Source organism: Desulfosporosinus sp. OT (assembly GCF_000224515.1).
GTDB lineage: Bacteria > Bacillota > Desulfitobacteriia > Desulfitobacteriales > Desulfitobacteriaceae > Desulfosporosinus.
Window position 1 is genome coordinate 1 of the sequence record NZ_AGAF01000250.1, and the last position, 16,475, is coordinate 16,475.

General features: G+C 43.8%; 13 protein-coding genes and 1 pseudogene. All 14 read right to left on the reverse strand.

Annotated elements, in window-relative coordinates:
- Positions 1 to 529: pseudogene (locus tag DOT_RS24060) on the reverse strand (NAD-dependent DNA ligase LigA); the annotation flags it as partial.
- A gap of 143 nt (positions 530 to 672) precedes the next feature.
- Positions 673 to 1,605 carry a manganese-dependent inorganic pyrophosphatase gene (locus DOT_RS24065; protein WP_009624186.1) on the reverse strand — a complete coding sequence of 311 codons (933 nt, stop codon included), beginning with the start codon at positions 1,603 to 1,605 and terminating at the stop codon, positions 673 to 675.
- Positions 1,606 to 1,709: 104 nt separating this feature from the next.
- Positions 1,710 to 3,974, reverse strand: coding sequence for a DNA helicase PcrA (gene pcrA / locus DOT_RS24070; protein WP_009624187.1), 2,265 nt, complete (start codon positions 3,972 to 3,974; stop codon positions 1,710 to 1,712).
- Positions 3,975 to 4,338: 364 nt separating this feature from the next.
- On the reverse strand, positions 4,339 to 6,174 hold the full coding sequence (locus DOT_RS24075; RefSeq protein WP_009624188.1) for an ASKHA domain-containing protein: 1,836 nt from the start codon (positions 6,172 to 6,174) through the stop codon (positions 4,339 to 4,341).
- A gap of 36 nt (positions 6,175 to 6,210) precedes the next feature.
- A complete protein-coding gene (locus tag DOT_RS24080; RefSeq protein ID WP_009624189.1) occupies positions 6,211 to 6,864 on the reverse strand; it encodes a DUF1638 domain-containing protein in 654 nt (217 codons plus the stop codon).
- Positions 6,865 to 7,208: 344 nt separating this feature from the next.
- The gene (locus DOT_RS24085; RefSeq protein ID WP_009624191.1) at positions 7,209 to 7,829 is read right to left on the reverse strand and encodes a cobalamin-dependent protein; all 621 of its coding nucleotides are present in this window, start codon (positions 7,827 to 7,829) and stop codon (positions 7,209 to 7,211) included.
- 61 nt (positions 7,830 to 7,890) lie between these two features.
- The gene (locus DOT_RS31160) at positions 7,891 to 8,061 is read right to left on the reverse strand and encodes a hypothetical protein (protein WP_009624192.1); all 171 of its coding nucleotides are present in this window, start codon (positions 8,059 to 8,061) and stop codon (positions 7,891 to 7,893) included.
- A gap of 15 nt (positions 8,062 to 8,076) precedes the next feature.
- The gene (locus DOT_RS24090; protein ID WP_009624193.1) at positions 8,077 to 9,249 is read right to left on the reverse strand and encodes a uroporphyrinogen decarboxylase family protein; all 1,173 of its coding nucleotides are present in this window, start codon (positions 9,247 to 9,249) and stop codon (positions 8,077 to 8,079) included.
- 67 nt (positions 9,250 to 9,316) lie between these two features.
- Complete coding sequence (locus DOT_RS24095; protein ID WP_009624194.1) at positions 9,317 to 10,114, reverse strand: methyltetrahydrofolate--corrinoid methyltransferase; 798 nt, start codon at positions 10,112 to 10,114, stop codon at positions 9,317 to 9,319.
- Between the two features lie 62 nt (positions 10,115 to 10,176).
- Positions 10,177 to 10,731, reverse strand: coding sequence for a DUF2284 domain-containing protein (locus DOT_RS24100; protein WP_009624195.1), 555 nt, complete (start codon positions 10,729 to 10,731; stop codon positions 10,177 to 10,179).
- Positions 10,732 to 10,917: 186 nt separating this feature from the next.
- Positions 10,918 to 11,568, reverse strand: coding sequence for a cobalamin-dependent protein (locus tag DOT_RS24105; RefSeq protein WP_009624196.1), 651 nt, complete (start codon positions 11,566 to 11,568; stop codon positions 10,918 to 10,920).
- A gap of 20 nt (positions 11,569 to 11,588) precedes the next feature.
- Positions 11,589 to 12,329 carry a GntR family transcriptional regulator gene (locus DOT_RS24110; RefSeq protein WP_009624197.1) on the reverse strand — a complete coding sequence of 247 codons (741 nt, stop codon included), beginning with the start codon at positions 12,327 to 12,329 and terminating at the stop codon, positions 11,589 to 11,591.
- A 228-nt stretch (positions 12,330 to 12,557) separates the two neighbouring features.
- Positions 12,558 to 13,949, reverse strand: a complete 1,392-nt coding sequence (gene asnS / locus DOT_RS24115) for an asparagine--tRNA ligase (RefSeq protein WP_009624198.1) — start codon at positions 13,947 to 13,949, stop codon at positions 12,558 to 12,560.
- 78 nt (positions 13,950 to 14,027) lie between these two features.
- The gene (locus tag DOT_RS24120; protein ID WP_009624199.1) at positions 14,028 to 16,046 is read right to left on the reverse strand and encodes a methyl-accepting chemotaxis protein; all 2,019 of its coding nucleotides are present in this window, start codon (positions 16,044 to 16,046) and stop codon (positions 14,028 to 14,030) included.
- Positions 16,047 to 16,475: the final 429 nt, after the last annotated feature.

The window sequence follows — 16,475 nt, forward strand, 5'->3', positions numbered from 1 at the left end:
CAAAGGAGGCTTTGGGCATATAACCTTCGCCTCGAACGCTTAACTTCGCAATCGCGTTATTCAGAAGCAAAGGAATGGAGCCGACCGTTTTAACATTGGCCGTGATATCCTCGCCAACGGTACCATCTCCACGAGTTGCCCCACGAACCATAAGCCCCTCTTCATAGGTTAAGGCGACCGTTAAGCCATCTATTTTGAGCTCGACAACATAGTCGACTAACGGCGCTACTTGACGTACGCGTCGGTCAAACTCTCTTAAATCACCTGCCGCAAAGGCATTGTCTAAACTGAGAAGAGGTTCCAAATGCCGTACTTTAACGTACTCTTTGGCGACCTCTCCCCCTACACGTTGAGTCGGAGAATCCGGAGTAACCCAGTCCGGATGGTTTGCTTCCAGCTCCAACAACTTTCGCAGGAGAGCATCGTATTCCGCATCGGTTATATGAGGCTGGTCAAGCTCATAATACTGCTTGTTTGCGTCATTTAATTCTTTCCGCAACCATGCTGCGCGCTCGAATTCATCCTGCACTGAAATTCCTCCGATTCCCCTCTTTAACGTTACTGTACTTATCCGTATTATGATGTAAGAAGGCTTTATAGTAAATGACTTGGTAATACTATTTTCCCACAAATTCTAGTTGTTAACTCATTCACTTATCGCCTTATATAAAATTAACCTGCGAAATATGTTGTCATTTGTGGAACAACTTGTTTCTTACGGGAAAGAACGCCTGGAAGTGCAACGCTGCCATTAACGATTTCTTTGCCGAATGCTTTAGCTACTTCTTCTGGGTTGTCACCTTTAACGATCAACTCTGTGTAATCTGTTAAAATATCGGTGACCATCAAGCAGAGATATTTCATTTCTTGAGCTACACGATGTGCTTCAATGGCTGCTGTTAAGTTTGCTCGAACGTCTTCAAATCCATCCATACCCATTAAGCTAACTTGACCGACGCCGACTTTGTGAGGTCCCATGGTGAAGGCTTTGAGGTCTTCTTCAATCATGCTTTGAGGAGTACGATCGGCAATGTTGGAAGAAGCTTTAAACATTTCAATGCCCCAAGCCTTAGGTTCAACTCCGGCGATAGCAGCGAGCTCAGCAGCAATCGTCTTATCCAGCTCAGTGCAGGTCGGAGATTTGAAAATAACGGTATCGGAAAGGATTGCTGCGAGTAAAATCCCAGCAATAGCTTTTTCAGGAACTAAACCAGCTTCCTTGAAAGCTTCAGCTACGATCGTACAGGTGGAACCAACTGGTTCGATGCGAACATATAGAGGTTCTGATGTTTGAAATCCACCGACTTTGTGATGGTCAACAATTTGCACGAGTTGAGCTTGATCTGCACCAGCAACAGCTTGACCATACTCATTGTGGTCGACGAGGATCAATTTTTGTTTAGCTTCTACAGACTCTAATACTTCAGGAATAGCTACTCCATAATAATTGAGGACATACTCAGTTTCTTTATTGAGTTTGCCAGCTGAGCAAGGAACAACATTAGCAGTTCCCGTTAATTCTTTTAACTTAGCTAAAGCAATCGCTGAGCAAACGGAATCTGTATCTGGGCTTTTGTGTCCTACAATGTAAATTTTATCTGACATATTTAACACCTAAACCTTTCTTCTTCAAATTTTTTTGAATTGCACCGTGGATATAGAAAACTTGGCCGGCGCCGAGCCAAGCGAAGGCGTCACTCTAGTTGCACTTACAGTTTCGTTAACTTGGCATATTCAGCCATAAGTTTTTTGATTCCACTGTCAAAAACAATCGTCAGTTCCGCCTGATTTCCCTCTCCCTTAATGGAGACAATAATCCCTCGACCAAACGTCGCATGTTCCACTTTTTCTCCTACCTGATGCGCCTCACCTCCTTTAATAACTAGAGTACTGCCAAAGTCCTTTTCCCACGATCCTGAACCCAAGGGAATCTTACGATCTGATACACCGTTACGTAGCGGTTTCGATGCAATACTGGGACGACGCTTCGGTGGATCAAGTGGGTCTATGTCCGTCATTAAATCCGACGGAATCTCCATCAAAAAGCGAGAAGGCTGATTGTATTGCCTCTTGCCATAGAGCATCCGCATTTCTGTATTACACAGGTATAGTTTCTCTCTCGCGCGAGTGATGGCGACATAACAAAGTCGGCGTTCCTCTTCTAAAACAACCGGTTCCATCAAGGAGCGGCTACTGGGGAAAATTCCATCTTCCATCCCTACTACGAAAACGACTGGGAATTCTAAACCCTTTGCACTATGCATCGTCATTAACGCTACAGCTTCTTCTGCTTGATCTAATTCGTCAATATCAGCAACCAAAGAAACTTGTTCCAGGAATCCACTCAAGCCTGATACGGTCTCATCTTCTTCAACACCATCATTCAAGGCATTTTGCGCGGCTTGAGCAGCTTTCGCATCATACTCAGCCGTTACTGAGAGAAACTCCAGCAAGTTTTCCAGACGAGTCTCAGCTTCGGGCGTGTTTTCTGCCTCAAGGATCGCTTTGTACCCAGTCTTGTTCAGAATCTCTTCCACTAAGGCCGATACACTCGACTCACGAGCAATGTTCTGCATGCCCTGCATCAGTTGGGCAAACGCGATTAATGGTTTCTTAGCGCGTGTCGATAATTCGGGAATATACTCTGCTTCTAAAATAGCGTCTAGTACAGGCATTCCTTGTTCATTGGCATATTCTAATACCTTTTGCAGGCTGCTTTCCCCGAGGCCACGCTTAGGCACATTGAGCACACGAGCAAAACTCACTTGATCCGCCGGATTATACAAGACTCTTAGATAGGCTAAGATGTCCTTGATTTCCATACGCTGATAAAATTTCAGCCCTGAAAAAATACGATACGGCATAGTATCCTTCATCAAACGCTCTTCTAAAGCCCTCGACTGGGCATTCGTCCGATAAAGGATGGCGAAATCATTAAAAGGTCGACCTTCTAGCTCATGTAAACGTCTAATTCGATTAGCGACATAGGCTGCTTCATCTCGCTCATCAGACCCTACATAACAGACAACTGCCTGCCCTTCTGAGTTTTCTGTCCAAAGGGACTTTTCTTTACGAGATTCGTTATTCTTAACCACGGAGTTGGCAGCTTCGAGAATCTTTTGCGTCGAACGATAATTTTGTTCGAGTTTGATGACTCTCGCCTCCGGATAATCCCGCTCAAAATCGAGAATATTTTGGATATCCGCCCCGCGCCATCCATAGACCGATTGATCATCATCGCCAACGACACAGAGATTCCGATATTCACTGGCCAAAAGTTTGATCAGCATATACTGAGCATGATTCGTATCTTGATACTCATCCACCATAATATAGCGGAATTTATCTTGGTAATACCGATAGACATGATCGCTTTGCTGAAATAGCTGAACCGTGAGCATGATTATATCGTCAAAATCAAGAGCATTATTGCTCTTAAGCTTCTTCTGATACGTTTTGTAGATGTCAACGACTTTTTGCTGAAAATAATCTGTTGCTTTATAGGAAAACTCATCAGGGTCTTGAAGTTTGTTTTTGGCATCACTAATGACTGCCGCCACACTGCGCACTGGGAATTTCTTTTCATCATAATTGTGTTCTTTTAAACATGCTTTGAGTAGAGACTGTTGGTCCCCTGTATCATAAATAACAAAATTCCGGTTATACCCTGACAAATTATCAATTTCGCGTCGTAGAATGCGGACACAAGCTGAGTGAAAGGTGGTAACCCATAATCCGTTTCCCTCACTGCCTACGAGTGTCGTCACCCGCTCCCGCATCTCTTTGGCCGCTTTGTTCGTGAACGTAATCGCTAATATAGCACTGGGTTCAATTCCCTGAGCAATTAAATGGGCAATTCTATAGGTAAGCACACGAGTCTTCCCCGACCCTGCACCCGCAAGAATTAGAAGTGGACCCTCTTTATGCTCAGCAGCCTCGCGTTGCACTGGATTCAAATCGTCCAACCGATACATTACCACTCCACCTCACTTCTTGTACATATTATAACATACCTGTACGCTCCACTGTTGCTATGACTGGTATATGAAAAATTTATGGCTGGAAATGAAATAGAGCAGCCTAGGCCGCTCTATTTAAATAATTCGCCATATATAAACCCGACAAGTATTGATTTTCTCGGTAAAAAATAACGCTACCAACCGTCAACCACTTCGTTCTGTCCAGATTCCTTCATTCGGTTTTACAATACCTTAAAGCGTTTTTCACGTTAGTTTCCCCCAAGAATTTCTCCACCCCAGGAACCAGATCATCCAGAGTTGCTCTCCTATTATACACTGTTTGTCGAAAATTCGCAAGCCAAATAGCTACCCTTTTGGGTTAACCCATTCTCTTAAAATCGAGTCCCTTAATAAATTGTGCTTGGAATTCTTTGTTAGTGGAAAGCTCAATATGCTCTGCCTGTTTAGCCAAGAAATCTGCCCGTCCTCTCTCTTCTATGGAAAGTAAGGCCAGCTTCGCCCCGTCACCCGCGGCGTTCCCAATCGTCGTGATTTTCTCCATCGGTAGAGCTGGTAACAATCCAATGCCTAGGGCGCTTTCCTTCCTAATATAATTGCCAAACGCTCCCGCTAAAAGTACCCGATCAATTTCTTGGGGAGTGATTCCCATTTCCTCTACGAGAATCATAATTCCTGCAATAATTGCGCCTTTGGCGAGTTGCATTTCTCTGATATCCTTTTGGGAGAGCACGATATCCTCACCTGAAGCCGAATCCTTACCCCACACAAGCACGAACTCACTTGCCCGCTCAGCTTTCCGCAATCGTTCGCGTATTGAGGTGGGTAACTTTTCTTGTTGGGCGGGTTCGTGGATAAACCGGCCTGTAGGGCTAATAACCCCAGCCTTAGAGATTTCCGCAATTGCATCAATCAGACCAGAACCACAAATCCCGCGTGCCTTTTTCCCGGCGATGACATCCAATTCGACATCCTCAGTGAGGCGGACACCTTCGATAGCACCCTCTGCCGCTCGCATGCCGTATTTGATCTCCGCTCCTTCAAAGGCAGGACCAGCAGCCGTCGAACAGGTGAGAATTCGATCTCTACCGCTCAGAATAATTTCCCCGTTTGTTCCGATATCCACGATAAGACTAATCCCTGGTAAGCGATCCACTTCTGCTGCTAACATGACTCCCACAGTGTCCGAACCGACATAACCCGCAACATTAGGGAGGATGACCACAGTTCCTGTTTCTAAAATATTCAGCCCTATCTCGTTCGCTTTGACTTCCACGGATTGCCGATAGACCGGGACAAAAGGCGCTGGTGCTAAATAAGTCGGATCAATTCCCAGGAATAAATGAGCCATTGTTGTGTTGCCCACGACCGCTGCCTGATAAATTTCTTCATAACCAATTCCATGTTCTTGACCCAAGCGAGCAATGATTTCATTCAGTCCACCGACCACCTTCCCTTGCAACTCGCGCAACTGATCAGTTCCACGTGAAGCGTAGGTAATTCGGGAAATCACATCCGCACCGAAGGCTTGCTGAGGATTTGTCACGGCTCCACTGGTTACAACCGTTCCTTTGTTCAGGTCCATGAGATAGACTACCACAGTGGTTGTTCCAACGTCGATTGCCACACCAAAGCAGCGCCCAGAGGTATCCCCCGGCTCCACCGCTAATAGTTTGTTCCCATCCAACACTGCCGTAACCTGAAAATCTCCCAGACGGAATACCTTCGGCAAGGAAGCTGCCACCGTGCGGTTAAACTGAATTCCTGCAACGGGCAATGCCGCCATTAGCCGATCCCAATCCGGAGTCTGATCCTCTACGCTGGGCTTAGACAATGTTAAGGGAAACTTCCGCACACTTGGTGCTGCCATGATCTGCAGCTTTCCAATAAAGTCCGTCTTTCGTTGATAAACATCTTGCTGTTCGTGCACTCTCACACTCATGTCCTGTACACAAAGATGTTGGCAGGCCAAAACCCAACCAGTGGCTAATTCAGAAGCACTGAGCGATCTCTTTTCTATCTCCGTATTCTCAAAAGGAGTTTCAGTGGAAATTTGGACTTTACATTTGCCACAAGTTCCCTTCCCTCCACATGTACTTTCCACTTGCACACCCGCCTCCACGGCAGCTTGCAGAATCGAAGTCCCAACGGGAATCCGGATAACTTTTTCCGATGGCAGAAACGTGATCTTAATCATTTCTAACACTCCTTTGGATAATAGCAAATGTCCTGTTTACGCTTCATAGTTAATGTGTAAGGGTACTCCTGGCGGAACTATGAGAAAGTCTTCATCCCATTCTTCCTTAAATGCCTTGGTGATGAGCCGTAAAGTACCAGGAACAATCCCTTGTTTAAGGTTTAATTTCCCAGCCCACTCCGCCGTCTTATTCATTACTGACTTCAGGTCATAACTCCCCGTATCAATGAAATTGAGATTGGAATAATGCGCAAACATGGCCCGAAAAATCCGCAACGATTTAGCCTCACCGTATTTCTTTAGGCACTGTTCGTACTCCCAGTAGATATTTTTTTCATACCGTAACCAACCATCTGTTAAATAAAAGGCCGGAGTCTCTCGACTAAAGGCCAGACGAGTCTGGTTTCCTCCAAGCAGTAAGGATATACAATCTTCAACTTTGGGCACCACTAAGCGGGCTTGTGCCGCAATAAGACCTTCGATGCTATTACCACAATAGCCAAACAACAGAAGAATATTCTCCACACCACTAATTTGGTCGATTTCTTGTTGTATTCTTTCCTTTAACTGAGCGGGAAAATTATGCAAGCCGGATTCAACCCACACCATCGGGAAAGGCTCAGATAAGGTATCGTAGACAGCTTTAAGTTCATCCTCAATCGTTCGACAAGCTATGGCAACGGTTTTCAAGACAAACACCTCGTTTCTTATCAAGATGACAGCTAAGGATATATTTTGAACATTTTTACTTGACTAAAAGCGTAATCTTTCCAATACTGCCAAAGACAGTGAAGGCAAAGGACATCAGGAATACAACTGCTCCAGTATCTCCCTTGAGCTGCTCAAGCATTAATGTTCATTGTGCATTAACTCCATTCTAATAGCATTTAGTTTGCAGCGCAATTTGCTCAAATGGAACTATCATCATGAAGTAATTACAAATTAATAATGAGTAGAGACCTATCAAGGCCTCTACTCTTCATAAGTTAACTCTCTGCGTTTTCTATTAATTATTTGCTCAGGCGCACATGCTCCTATGCAAAAATCTCATCTGCAATCTTCACGCCATCCGTTGCAGCTTGGGCACTGTAATCTGCTCCGACATAGTCTTTAACAACCTGGTCAATATAGTTACCGCCGATAAGAACCTTCGTCGTTAAACCAGCTGCTCGAATCCCCTCAATTATTTCTTTCATAGATTCTTGGCAACCAGTCAAAAGGACACTCATCCCAACCAATGGGGCCTTGGATTCTTTGATGGCTTCGATAAATTTCTCCTTTGAAACATCGACGCCCAAGTCAATGACGTTATAACCAGACCCTTTGAGGAGCATCACGACAATGTTCTTACCTAGATCATGGATATCTCCTTTGACCGTGCCCATGACAATATTTCCTTTGTACTCAGCATTACTTCCGCTCAAAAGAGGCTCTAAAATAACCATCGAATCCTGCATAATTTCGCCGCACATTATTAGCTCCCCTAAGAAATACTCACCAGTTTCAAACTTACCACCAGCCTCAGCCATACCTTGCTGTAATGAATTTACAATTTCCAAAGGAGAAACACCGCTGTCTAACCGCTCTTTAATCAAATCAGCCACTTGCTGTTCTTCAAGTTCAGCAATCGCAATAGATAAAGCATCTGTAAGCATAATTTACTTCACTCCTCTTCGATGTTGCCTCTAAGCTCTAAATTCGTCTATAATTCTTACTCTAGCGCTGCGCCCAAAACCAAATAAAGTTATAAGCAAAATCATCGAGCTTTTCCCATTCTTTTTTGGCTATTTCTTCATTACCAGGAAATTCTCCGATTTCTTCAACTTTTACTTTCCATGGCAAACACACACCAGGATCAGGATTTAATAATTTTTCTTTCTCAGACATGAAATACCCCTCCTTTTAATAAACGCCATATTCTCTTGCAGCTTCGATCATCGCAAGCGCATTTTCCTTCTTAGCGTCGCCCATGACAACTCCACCGGTATCCAAGATAAATCCACCATCACAGGCTAATTCATCGAAAGTTCTCTTAACATGTTCCTTAACTTTTTCTGGAGTACCATACGTTAACAGGGTTGTAGGTACGCCGCCCTGGAGACAGAATCGACCTCCCAGGATTTCCTTTGCTTTTTTAGGATCCGTCGTATCAATTTGAAAAATAATACTTTTATCCGGCAATTCCGCAATTTTTTCAAGATACGGGGTCCAGTCCCCTTCAGCATAAAACAACATTCTCTTCCCTTTAGCCCACATACCTTCGATCGTCGCTTTCAAGGATGGCCAGTAGAAGGTATCCCATTGTTTAGGATTAAGGAACGGATACGCTCCACGATGAAGGGGCGCAAAGCAAGGGAAACGCGTATCTGCTCCAGCTCCTGCCAGACTGCAATTGACATTATGGGGAGTAATGGCGTCGCACGCAGCTAAGACTTTGTCTGGTCGACGGCGAAGGTCTAACAGTACCCCTTTCATTCCCCGTAAGGCATCACCCAAAGTGTCAAAGGGTGCTTTCGTAAACCCTGTCCCTTGTCCAACGATCCCATGCTCCACCGTCCATTTAGCCCAGGCCGCACCCATGATCCCTCCTTGCATAGCAAAGGCTGCTGCTCCTTTGATTAAAGCTATAGTGGATCGATAGGAACCAGGATTTTCTAGTTCGGTGCTGATGTTCGGTAAATAGTGATTAACAAGCCATTCCGTCGGACTGGCAATAAACTCATCGTAGTCGTCTGCTTTCATATATTCCTGCTCATTAAATTGAAAGGTCGAATTTTCATCTACGCCCATGCCCGGGAACTTATATAACTTAGAACCCAGCGCATCAAACATTGGCGGCCACCAGAGTGAAGGACCGCCCTTGAAAATATCGAAATCTAAGCCCGGCAACATTTCACTCACAATACGGTTACTTTTATCAAGATCATAGTAGATCTCTTGGAGTGTGGTACCCGTATACTTAACAATCCATTCGCCAATTCCAAAGGCGACAGGCACCATGTCGGGCTTTCCACAATCCATGGCAGTCGTATAGCGCTCTAGTCTTTTTTGATAAAGCATTTCCTTTTCATTCATACTGATTTTCCCCTCCAACGTTTTCAAATAGTTTTTAACATCAGCACTTACACAAGACCCAAGAACTTTAGTCTTCTAATAATTCGCTACGAAAAGCCTTTAAGAATTTCTTACCAAACCGATCCTTACCTAAGAGAAAATCATTCGTGATGACTGAGGTCATAATTTTCCTGTCCAGGGGATCGAGAATGGCAGCATCCATGTCAAACGCCATGCAAAGGGTTAAGAAATGTCGGTTTACAATCTTTCTCTTGGGTGAATTAAACGAAATATTGCTCAAGCCAGAAACTATCTTGACCTTTAAGATTCGTTTAATATCGGTCAGACACTGAAAAAACATCGTGGCATTATTATGGCTTACAGCCTGGGGGAGTACCAGCGGATCGATATATAAGTTTGCTAAATCATAATTGTTTTTAGTTAGTATCTCGACGAGACGTTCTGAGAGGACCATTCTCTCTTCAGCTGTTTTAGGAATTCCATTATCATCTAAAGTCAAGCCGACAACCGGACACTTATATTCCAGAACGAGAGGCAATACCTCATCAATACGTTTTTTTTCTAAGGAAATCGAATTTATCAAAACGTTGCTTTTGTCCCCTTTAACAGTCTCTAACGCCTTCTTAATCGCTGCTGCTGACGTACTGTCGATACATAAAGGTTTATCCGTTACCTCTTGAACTATGCGCACAAGCCACTCCATATTGACTACTTCGTCCCCTTGGGCAGTATTTAAATCTAAGTAGTCAGCTCCTGCTGCAACCTGTCTCAGTGCCAAGTCCTGGATAGCAGGGGCATCTTTATCATTAATCAATTGTCGAACACTCGGAATTGAGCTATTTAACTTCTCTCCAATAATCAGCATGTCGGGCAATCCTCCCTAAGTCTAATTGTATCTACTGGGCTTCGTTACATTTTTACCTAAGTTCATACGTCAACGTTAAACAATATAAGTCCTACATAGGAAACGGTATTTTTACCATTGTAATAAGGCATACCACAGGATTTTTCCAGGGTCAGAACGTCAATGCCGCAGGCTTCCACTGAGGTCATAGCTTGGTCGGGGAATCGGCACGGCTCATTTTCCAAAAATGTGCACTTAGCACAGTAAGTGCAGGGACCAGCATTCAGGGGTAGGTTGTCATTTAAAGCGTAGTTTATCTCAAGGCTACCTAAGATCGTACGAAAAATGGTCGTATGTTTAACACCCGCTGCCATCATTCCTTTCCAATCAAAGGAACTTTTTAAATCATGGACAGTTTGAAGAAGAAGACCTTGCTTAAAATGAAAAATTTCTTCTTTCAGGATGCTAATAGGGCCTACTGCGGGTGGACACATCCAGTTCTTGTTATACGACCCACAAGTATTCTTTTCACACAAAGTCCTAAACTCTTCATTAAACTTCAGGTCTAAAACGTCTACTAGTGCAGCGTGGGTTGCCTGCAACTCTAAAGCTTCCCGGACCAAATTGGTAATGTCCACTCGATACCTCCCTCACACCTTGAGCACTTAAGCATTCTTAATACGTACTATTGTCTATACAAATTTATAGCCAAAAATATATAAATTATATAAAATGTACAAATGTATAGACAACTTATTTGTCCAAATAATAACACGCTTCAGTATAGAGCGTCAATACTGAATTTTTCAATAATTCTGTTCAGTTCAAAACCTCTTGCTCATACCTTCGTCTAATTCAAGAATTTGACGATAGATTCTCAATGCTTCCGTTACATCATTGGCGTAAAAGTCCGCACCTGTAAATTCTTTGACCTGCTGATTAACTGGATAGCCGCCGATCACAACCTTTACCTGATCTCTTAACCCGGCATCAACTAAAAGATCAACGACTTTCTTAATCGAACCAATACAAAAGGATAGCAAAACACTGATCCCTAAAATTGATGCTTTCGTTTCACTTACAGCTTGAATGAACCTCTCAGGCCTTACATCAACACCCAAGTCATGTACTTGAAAACCTGATGATCTTAAAAGGTAGATGATGATATTTTTACCAAGGTCATGAATGTCCCCTTCGATCGTGCCCATAACAATTGATACACCATTAAGAGAATTATTTATTGGGATATGAGGTTCTAAAGCCTGCATAACCTCTTTAAGAATTTCTTCTGACATAATCAAATCCGAGAGATAATAGTGACTATCACTATATTTTTCGCCAACGATTTCTACGCCTCGACGGCAACTCTCAATGATCTCCACAGAGGAGTAGCCAGCTAGGATTCTTTCCTCGACCAGTCTAAGGGTTTCATCTTCATCAAGGTCCGCCATAGCTCTTTGTAGTTCGTCTTCCATATTATGAACCCCCGCCCAGCTTAATCTTTTTTATACCATCCATCATAGCTCGTCAATTTATAACGATCTCCTCGGTAAACCGCTTTACTCCAACCCACAGGTTTAAAATCCGGGTCATAGATCGTCTGCTCAATCAGAAACACAGGTGAGCTCGGTGCAATTCCGAGAATTAACGCTTCTTCTTCAGTACATGTCGCAACCTGGAGAACCTTTTTGGCGCTCATCGGCACGTATTCCGTATGAGTTGCTATAAGACCTGGCAAACTTGGATCTTTCAGTTCGGATTCTAAGATCGGTTTACTCTTACTATAGATGGTGTATTTCACTTCATAGGAAAGACGTTCATCTTCAGCGGAAAGTACCGTTCGAAAATATAGGAGTCGCTTATGTTCTTCACTCACTTGAAACTTGGCCCGCAGCTCCTCATCGACTCGGATAATTTTAGCTTCTAAGAGAGTCGTTTTATAGTTCAAACCTCGCTGCTTAATTTCTTGGTTAAAATCATTCAGCTCAAAGACAATATTATCTAATTTAGGTGTGGCGACAAATGTCCCTTTGCCTTGCTGAGCATAAACCATACCGGCTAACACCAATTCTGAAATTGCTCGTCGGACCGTCATCCGGCTGATTTCAAAACGTGAGGAAATTTCGTGCTCGGTTGGTAAGGACTCACCTGGTTTAAGCTCACCTCTACGTATTTGATCTTCGATCAACTTAAATAATTGGTAGTAGATTGGAATCACAGAACTCTTATCGATCATAGCGTCTTGAATCACCTAAAACACCTATTTCCATCTAATTGTCTATACATTCAAACATTTCTTAATTCTAGCATTCCCTCAAAAACGTGTCAACAAAGGGTTTGCGGCTTGAGCGTTGCATAATAAAACAGATGTACCAAATAAGTGTACATCTGTTCAGAAATAATGGTCATCCAAAGTTCTGGCCTTTAGCTCTAAGACTTCGGATCTACAAATTAAACTCAGCTCTTAAAACTCACAAGAGTTCGCTGTTCTCGGAAAAGAAACGACATCTCGGATATTGGACATTCCGGTTAAATACATGATCACCCGTTCAAAACCAAGCCCGAACCCAGCATGTTTCACGCCACCGTACCTTCGAATATCCAGATACCAGCCGTAATCCTCTTCGTTCAACTTGGATTCCTTCATTCGGTTTTGCAATACCTCTAAGCGTTCTTCCCGTTGGCTTCCCCCAATAATTTCACCAACCCCAGGAACTAGCAAATCCATAGCCGCTACAGTCTTATCATCGTCATTAAGCCTCATATAGAAGGCCTTAATTCCTTTCGGATAATCCGATACGAAAACTGGTTTTTTGAAGATTTTTTCGGTCAGATAGCGCTCATGCTCGGTTTGAAGATCGGTTCCCCACTGTACAGGGTACTCAAAGTTAGCATTTTCCTTTTCCAACAACTCTACGGCTTCAGTATACGTGATATGCCCAAATTCAGAGCCTAAGATATTTTCCAGCCGATCAAACAAGGTCTTATCGACAAAATTATTAAAGAAGGCCATTTCTTCAGGAGCATTGTCCATAGCATATTGAATAACGAATTTCATCAACTCTTCGGCCAGGTTCATGTTGTCCGCAAGATCAGCGAACGCGATCTCCGGTTCGATCATCCAAAATTCTGCCGCATGTCTCGCAGTATTAGAATTTTCGGCTCGAAACGTAGGTCCAAACGTATACACGTTGCGGAAGGCCATACAGTACGTCTCAACATTGAGCTGGCCACTAACCGTAAGACTCGCCATCCGACCAAAAAAATCTTTGGAAAAATCGACGTTACTGGCTTCGTCCAGAGGAGGTTTAGCCATATCCAGGGCTGTCACCCTAAACATTTCCCCTGCACCCTCGGCATCGCTTCCCGTAATAATTGGAGTATGCACATAAACATAGCCTTTTTCCTGAAAGAACTTATGAATCGCGTAGGCAACAACAGAACGTACGCGAAAGACAGCAGCAAATGTATTCGTTCTGGGACGCAAATGCGCAATCGTTCGTAAATATTCAAAGGTATGCCTCTTTTTCTGCAGAGGATAATCTGCTGCGGCTAGGGCGAGCACCTCGATCTGTTCCGCTTTCAATTCGAACGGTTGTTTTGCGCCAGGTGTAGCAACCAGCGTTCCTTGAATACGCAGGGCAGAACTAATCGTTAACTTTCCAATCTCCGCAAAGTTGGCAAGACTATCTTCAAAAACCACTTGAATGTTTTCAAAGAAGCTTCCGTCATTGATTTCAATAAAACCGAAGGCTTTAGAGGAGCGTACCGTCCGTACCCAACCAGATAGCTCTACCGTCTGATTGAGAAACCGCTCCGTCTCTCTGTAAATTTCCTTAACTGTTACCGATTGCATGTTAATCCTCCTCAAAATGTCCCATTGAGGGTCTAAGAATTTCCTGATTTTAAATTATACATGATTAAAAACTTAACTTCAAATTTCAAAGCGCTTACTTTGGACCTTCAATTCTTCCATCAATAAAATCAACTGCCGCGCCCTATCTCGAATCATACTGACCGTGGCACTCATTTCCTCTGTTGAAGCGGCAATCTCTTCTGCGGATGCAGCATCCTCTTGGGTCATACCCGCGATCTCAGAGACTGACTTCGTTATGGCCTGCCCCATCCGAACAACTTCTTGAACCTCGCCCTCCATTACCCCCAGAAGATGAGAGACTGTTTTTGTTCCCTGAGAAATCTCCATAAATTGCCCCAAGGCCCGATCCCCAATTCCTGATTGTTCCTCGATCAGACAGACTGCTTCTTCTGAAGCTCGGGCTGAATTTTCAACATTCAGAGTCACTTGATCGATCAAACCTGCGATTTGAGAGGCACTTTGTCGGGACCCTTCAGCCAGTTTGCGAACTTCTTCAGCCACAACGGCAAATCCTCGACCGGCTTCCCCGGCGCGGGCCGCCTCAATAGCTGCATTAAGGGCGAGAAGATTAGTCTGCTCAGAAATCCCAGTAATGATCTGCGTAATCCCGCGAATTTGCCCCGTCTGCTCGGTGAGAATATGGCTGGCGGTCTGGATCTCCCCGACTTTAGAAGAGAAGATTCGCATCTTGTCCGCCAAGTCTTGCATGATTTCTTCGCCACGCAGTGTCCGTTCCGCTACGTCAGAAGTACTGCCGGCGACGCGTTCCATGTGATCCGCCAAGATTTGGACGCTTTTATTGATCCCTTCACTTTGCACACCCATCTCACTCGTACTCTGGGCAATCTTTTGAGCACCACCGGCTACCTGACTGACACTCAAGGCCACTTGGTCTGCTCCTTGCGAGGTCTGGTCGGTTGCGCTTGAAATTTCCCTCGTTGAATCCTCTACCTGGGCTACTGCTTGGTTAATCGAGAAACATATCTCTTTGGTATTATCCAGCATCTTTTTCATGGAATTGGCCAGGATCTCTAACTCCCCATACCAACCTGTCTTAATGGCAACGTTTAAGTTACCTGTGGCTAAAACCTCTGCATCTTCTGCTAACTGAATCAGGGGTCGGGTAAAGCTTAGCGAAACAAAATAACCTGAAACCACGCCAAAGAAAAGCACCAGTAACCCCACCATGAAGACCCACAGTTTTAAGGAGTTTAACTCTTCAATTACGCCTTGCCGGGAGAGCACCGTCTTAATATAGCCCTTTACTTCCCCTTGATAGTTTTTAAAAGGAACGAGCAAAATATTGAACTGACCGTCCTCGCTCACCGTAAATTGAGTTTTGCCCGTGACGAGTGTTTGCAGCGAATTTTTCGATACTGGGAAATCATCTGGTCCAGTGCCCGCCAAAAGTCCTCCATTCTCCTTCACGTTTTTGACCATAGACGTTGCCGGATCCAGAAGATAGATAAAATAGTCCCCCGGGTTCTTCTTCTGTAAGGTTCTTAAAAAGTCATCACCGAAATTCATTCCATATTCCGCACTCCCCACCCACTGATCTTGATACTTGACGGGTACTACCACTCGAAATCCATATCCCTCGACACCCTCTTCCAGCCCTTCCACCATCTTATGCTCTTTGTTGGCCGCCACGACCGTAGGTCGAATTTTCGAAAGATCATCTCCAAATTTGTTGGGGGAATGGGCGCGATAAAAGGAAACAGCCGGTGATAGATGAAACTGGAGTTGGCTGAAGCCTTCTTGCTTGATCACTTCAAAAACCGGTTGAACCAGCCGCGCGAGGGTAACCCGATCCTGTTCTGCTAAAGCCTTAGCCACATCCGGATTCATGGTCATCGATAGAGCTAAAGACTTCGCACGTTCCAGGCGATTAAGAAATTCATCCTGTATTCCTTGATCTACAAGTTTCTCCGTTTGGAGCTCACTCGTTTTGAGTAGCTTTTGGGCATTCCATAGGCTTGCCCCTGATAACGCTGCCACCACAACAATGACCACTACACCAGCTAAAAAGGTAATTCGGGTCTTAATTGACATGGAACGTTTGATCCTTATCGACATATAAAATCTCCCCCCAGCTCTTAACGCTTAAATAATCAGACTTTTCCATTTATTATCCACAATAAAAAACCAGCTATCGATTAGGCTGGATTAAACAAATTTACTGTCAAACTTTGCTCTGTGTTAAAAATTAATGGACAAATTAGCCTCGAAGAAATATTTCTCTCTTCGAGGCTTAATATTATACTCATACCTACAAGGGTCTAACTAATTGAATTGAAGTTCACCTCTTTTAAAACAATTTATGAAGGTTGGGTTACTTCTTAATAATTTTGTAACAAATTATTGCTATTTTACAATGGTTAAGAAAAAACAAATGAAATCTACACGACATAATTAATGTCTGGTTCACGACGAAAAAAATCCGCATATACCCTTATGTAAAACTAACACAGCACCCAATCTCTTCATTGGGTGCTGTGTTAGTTT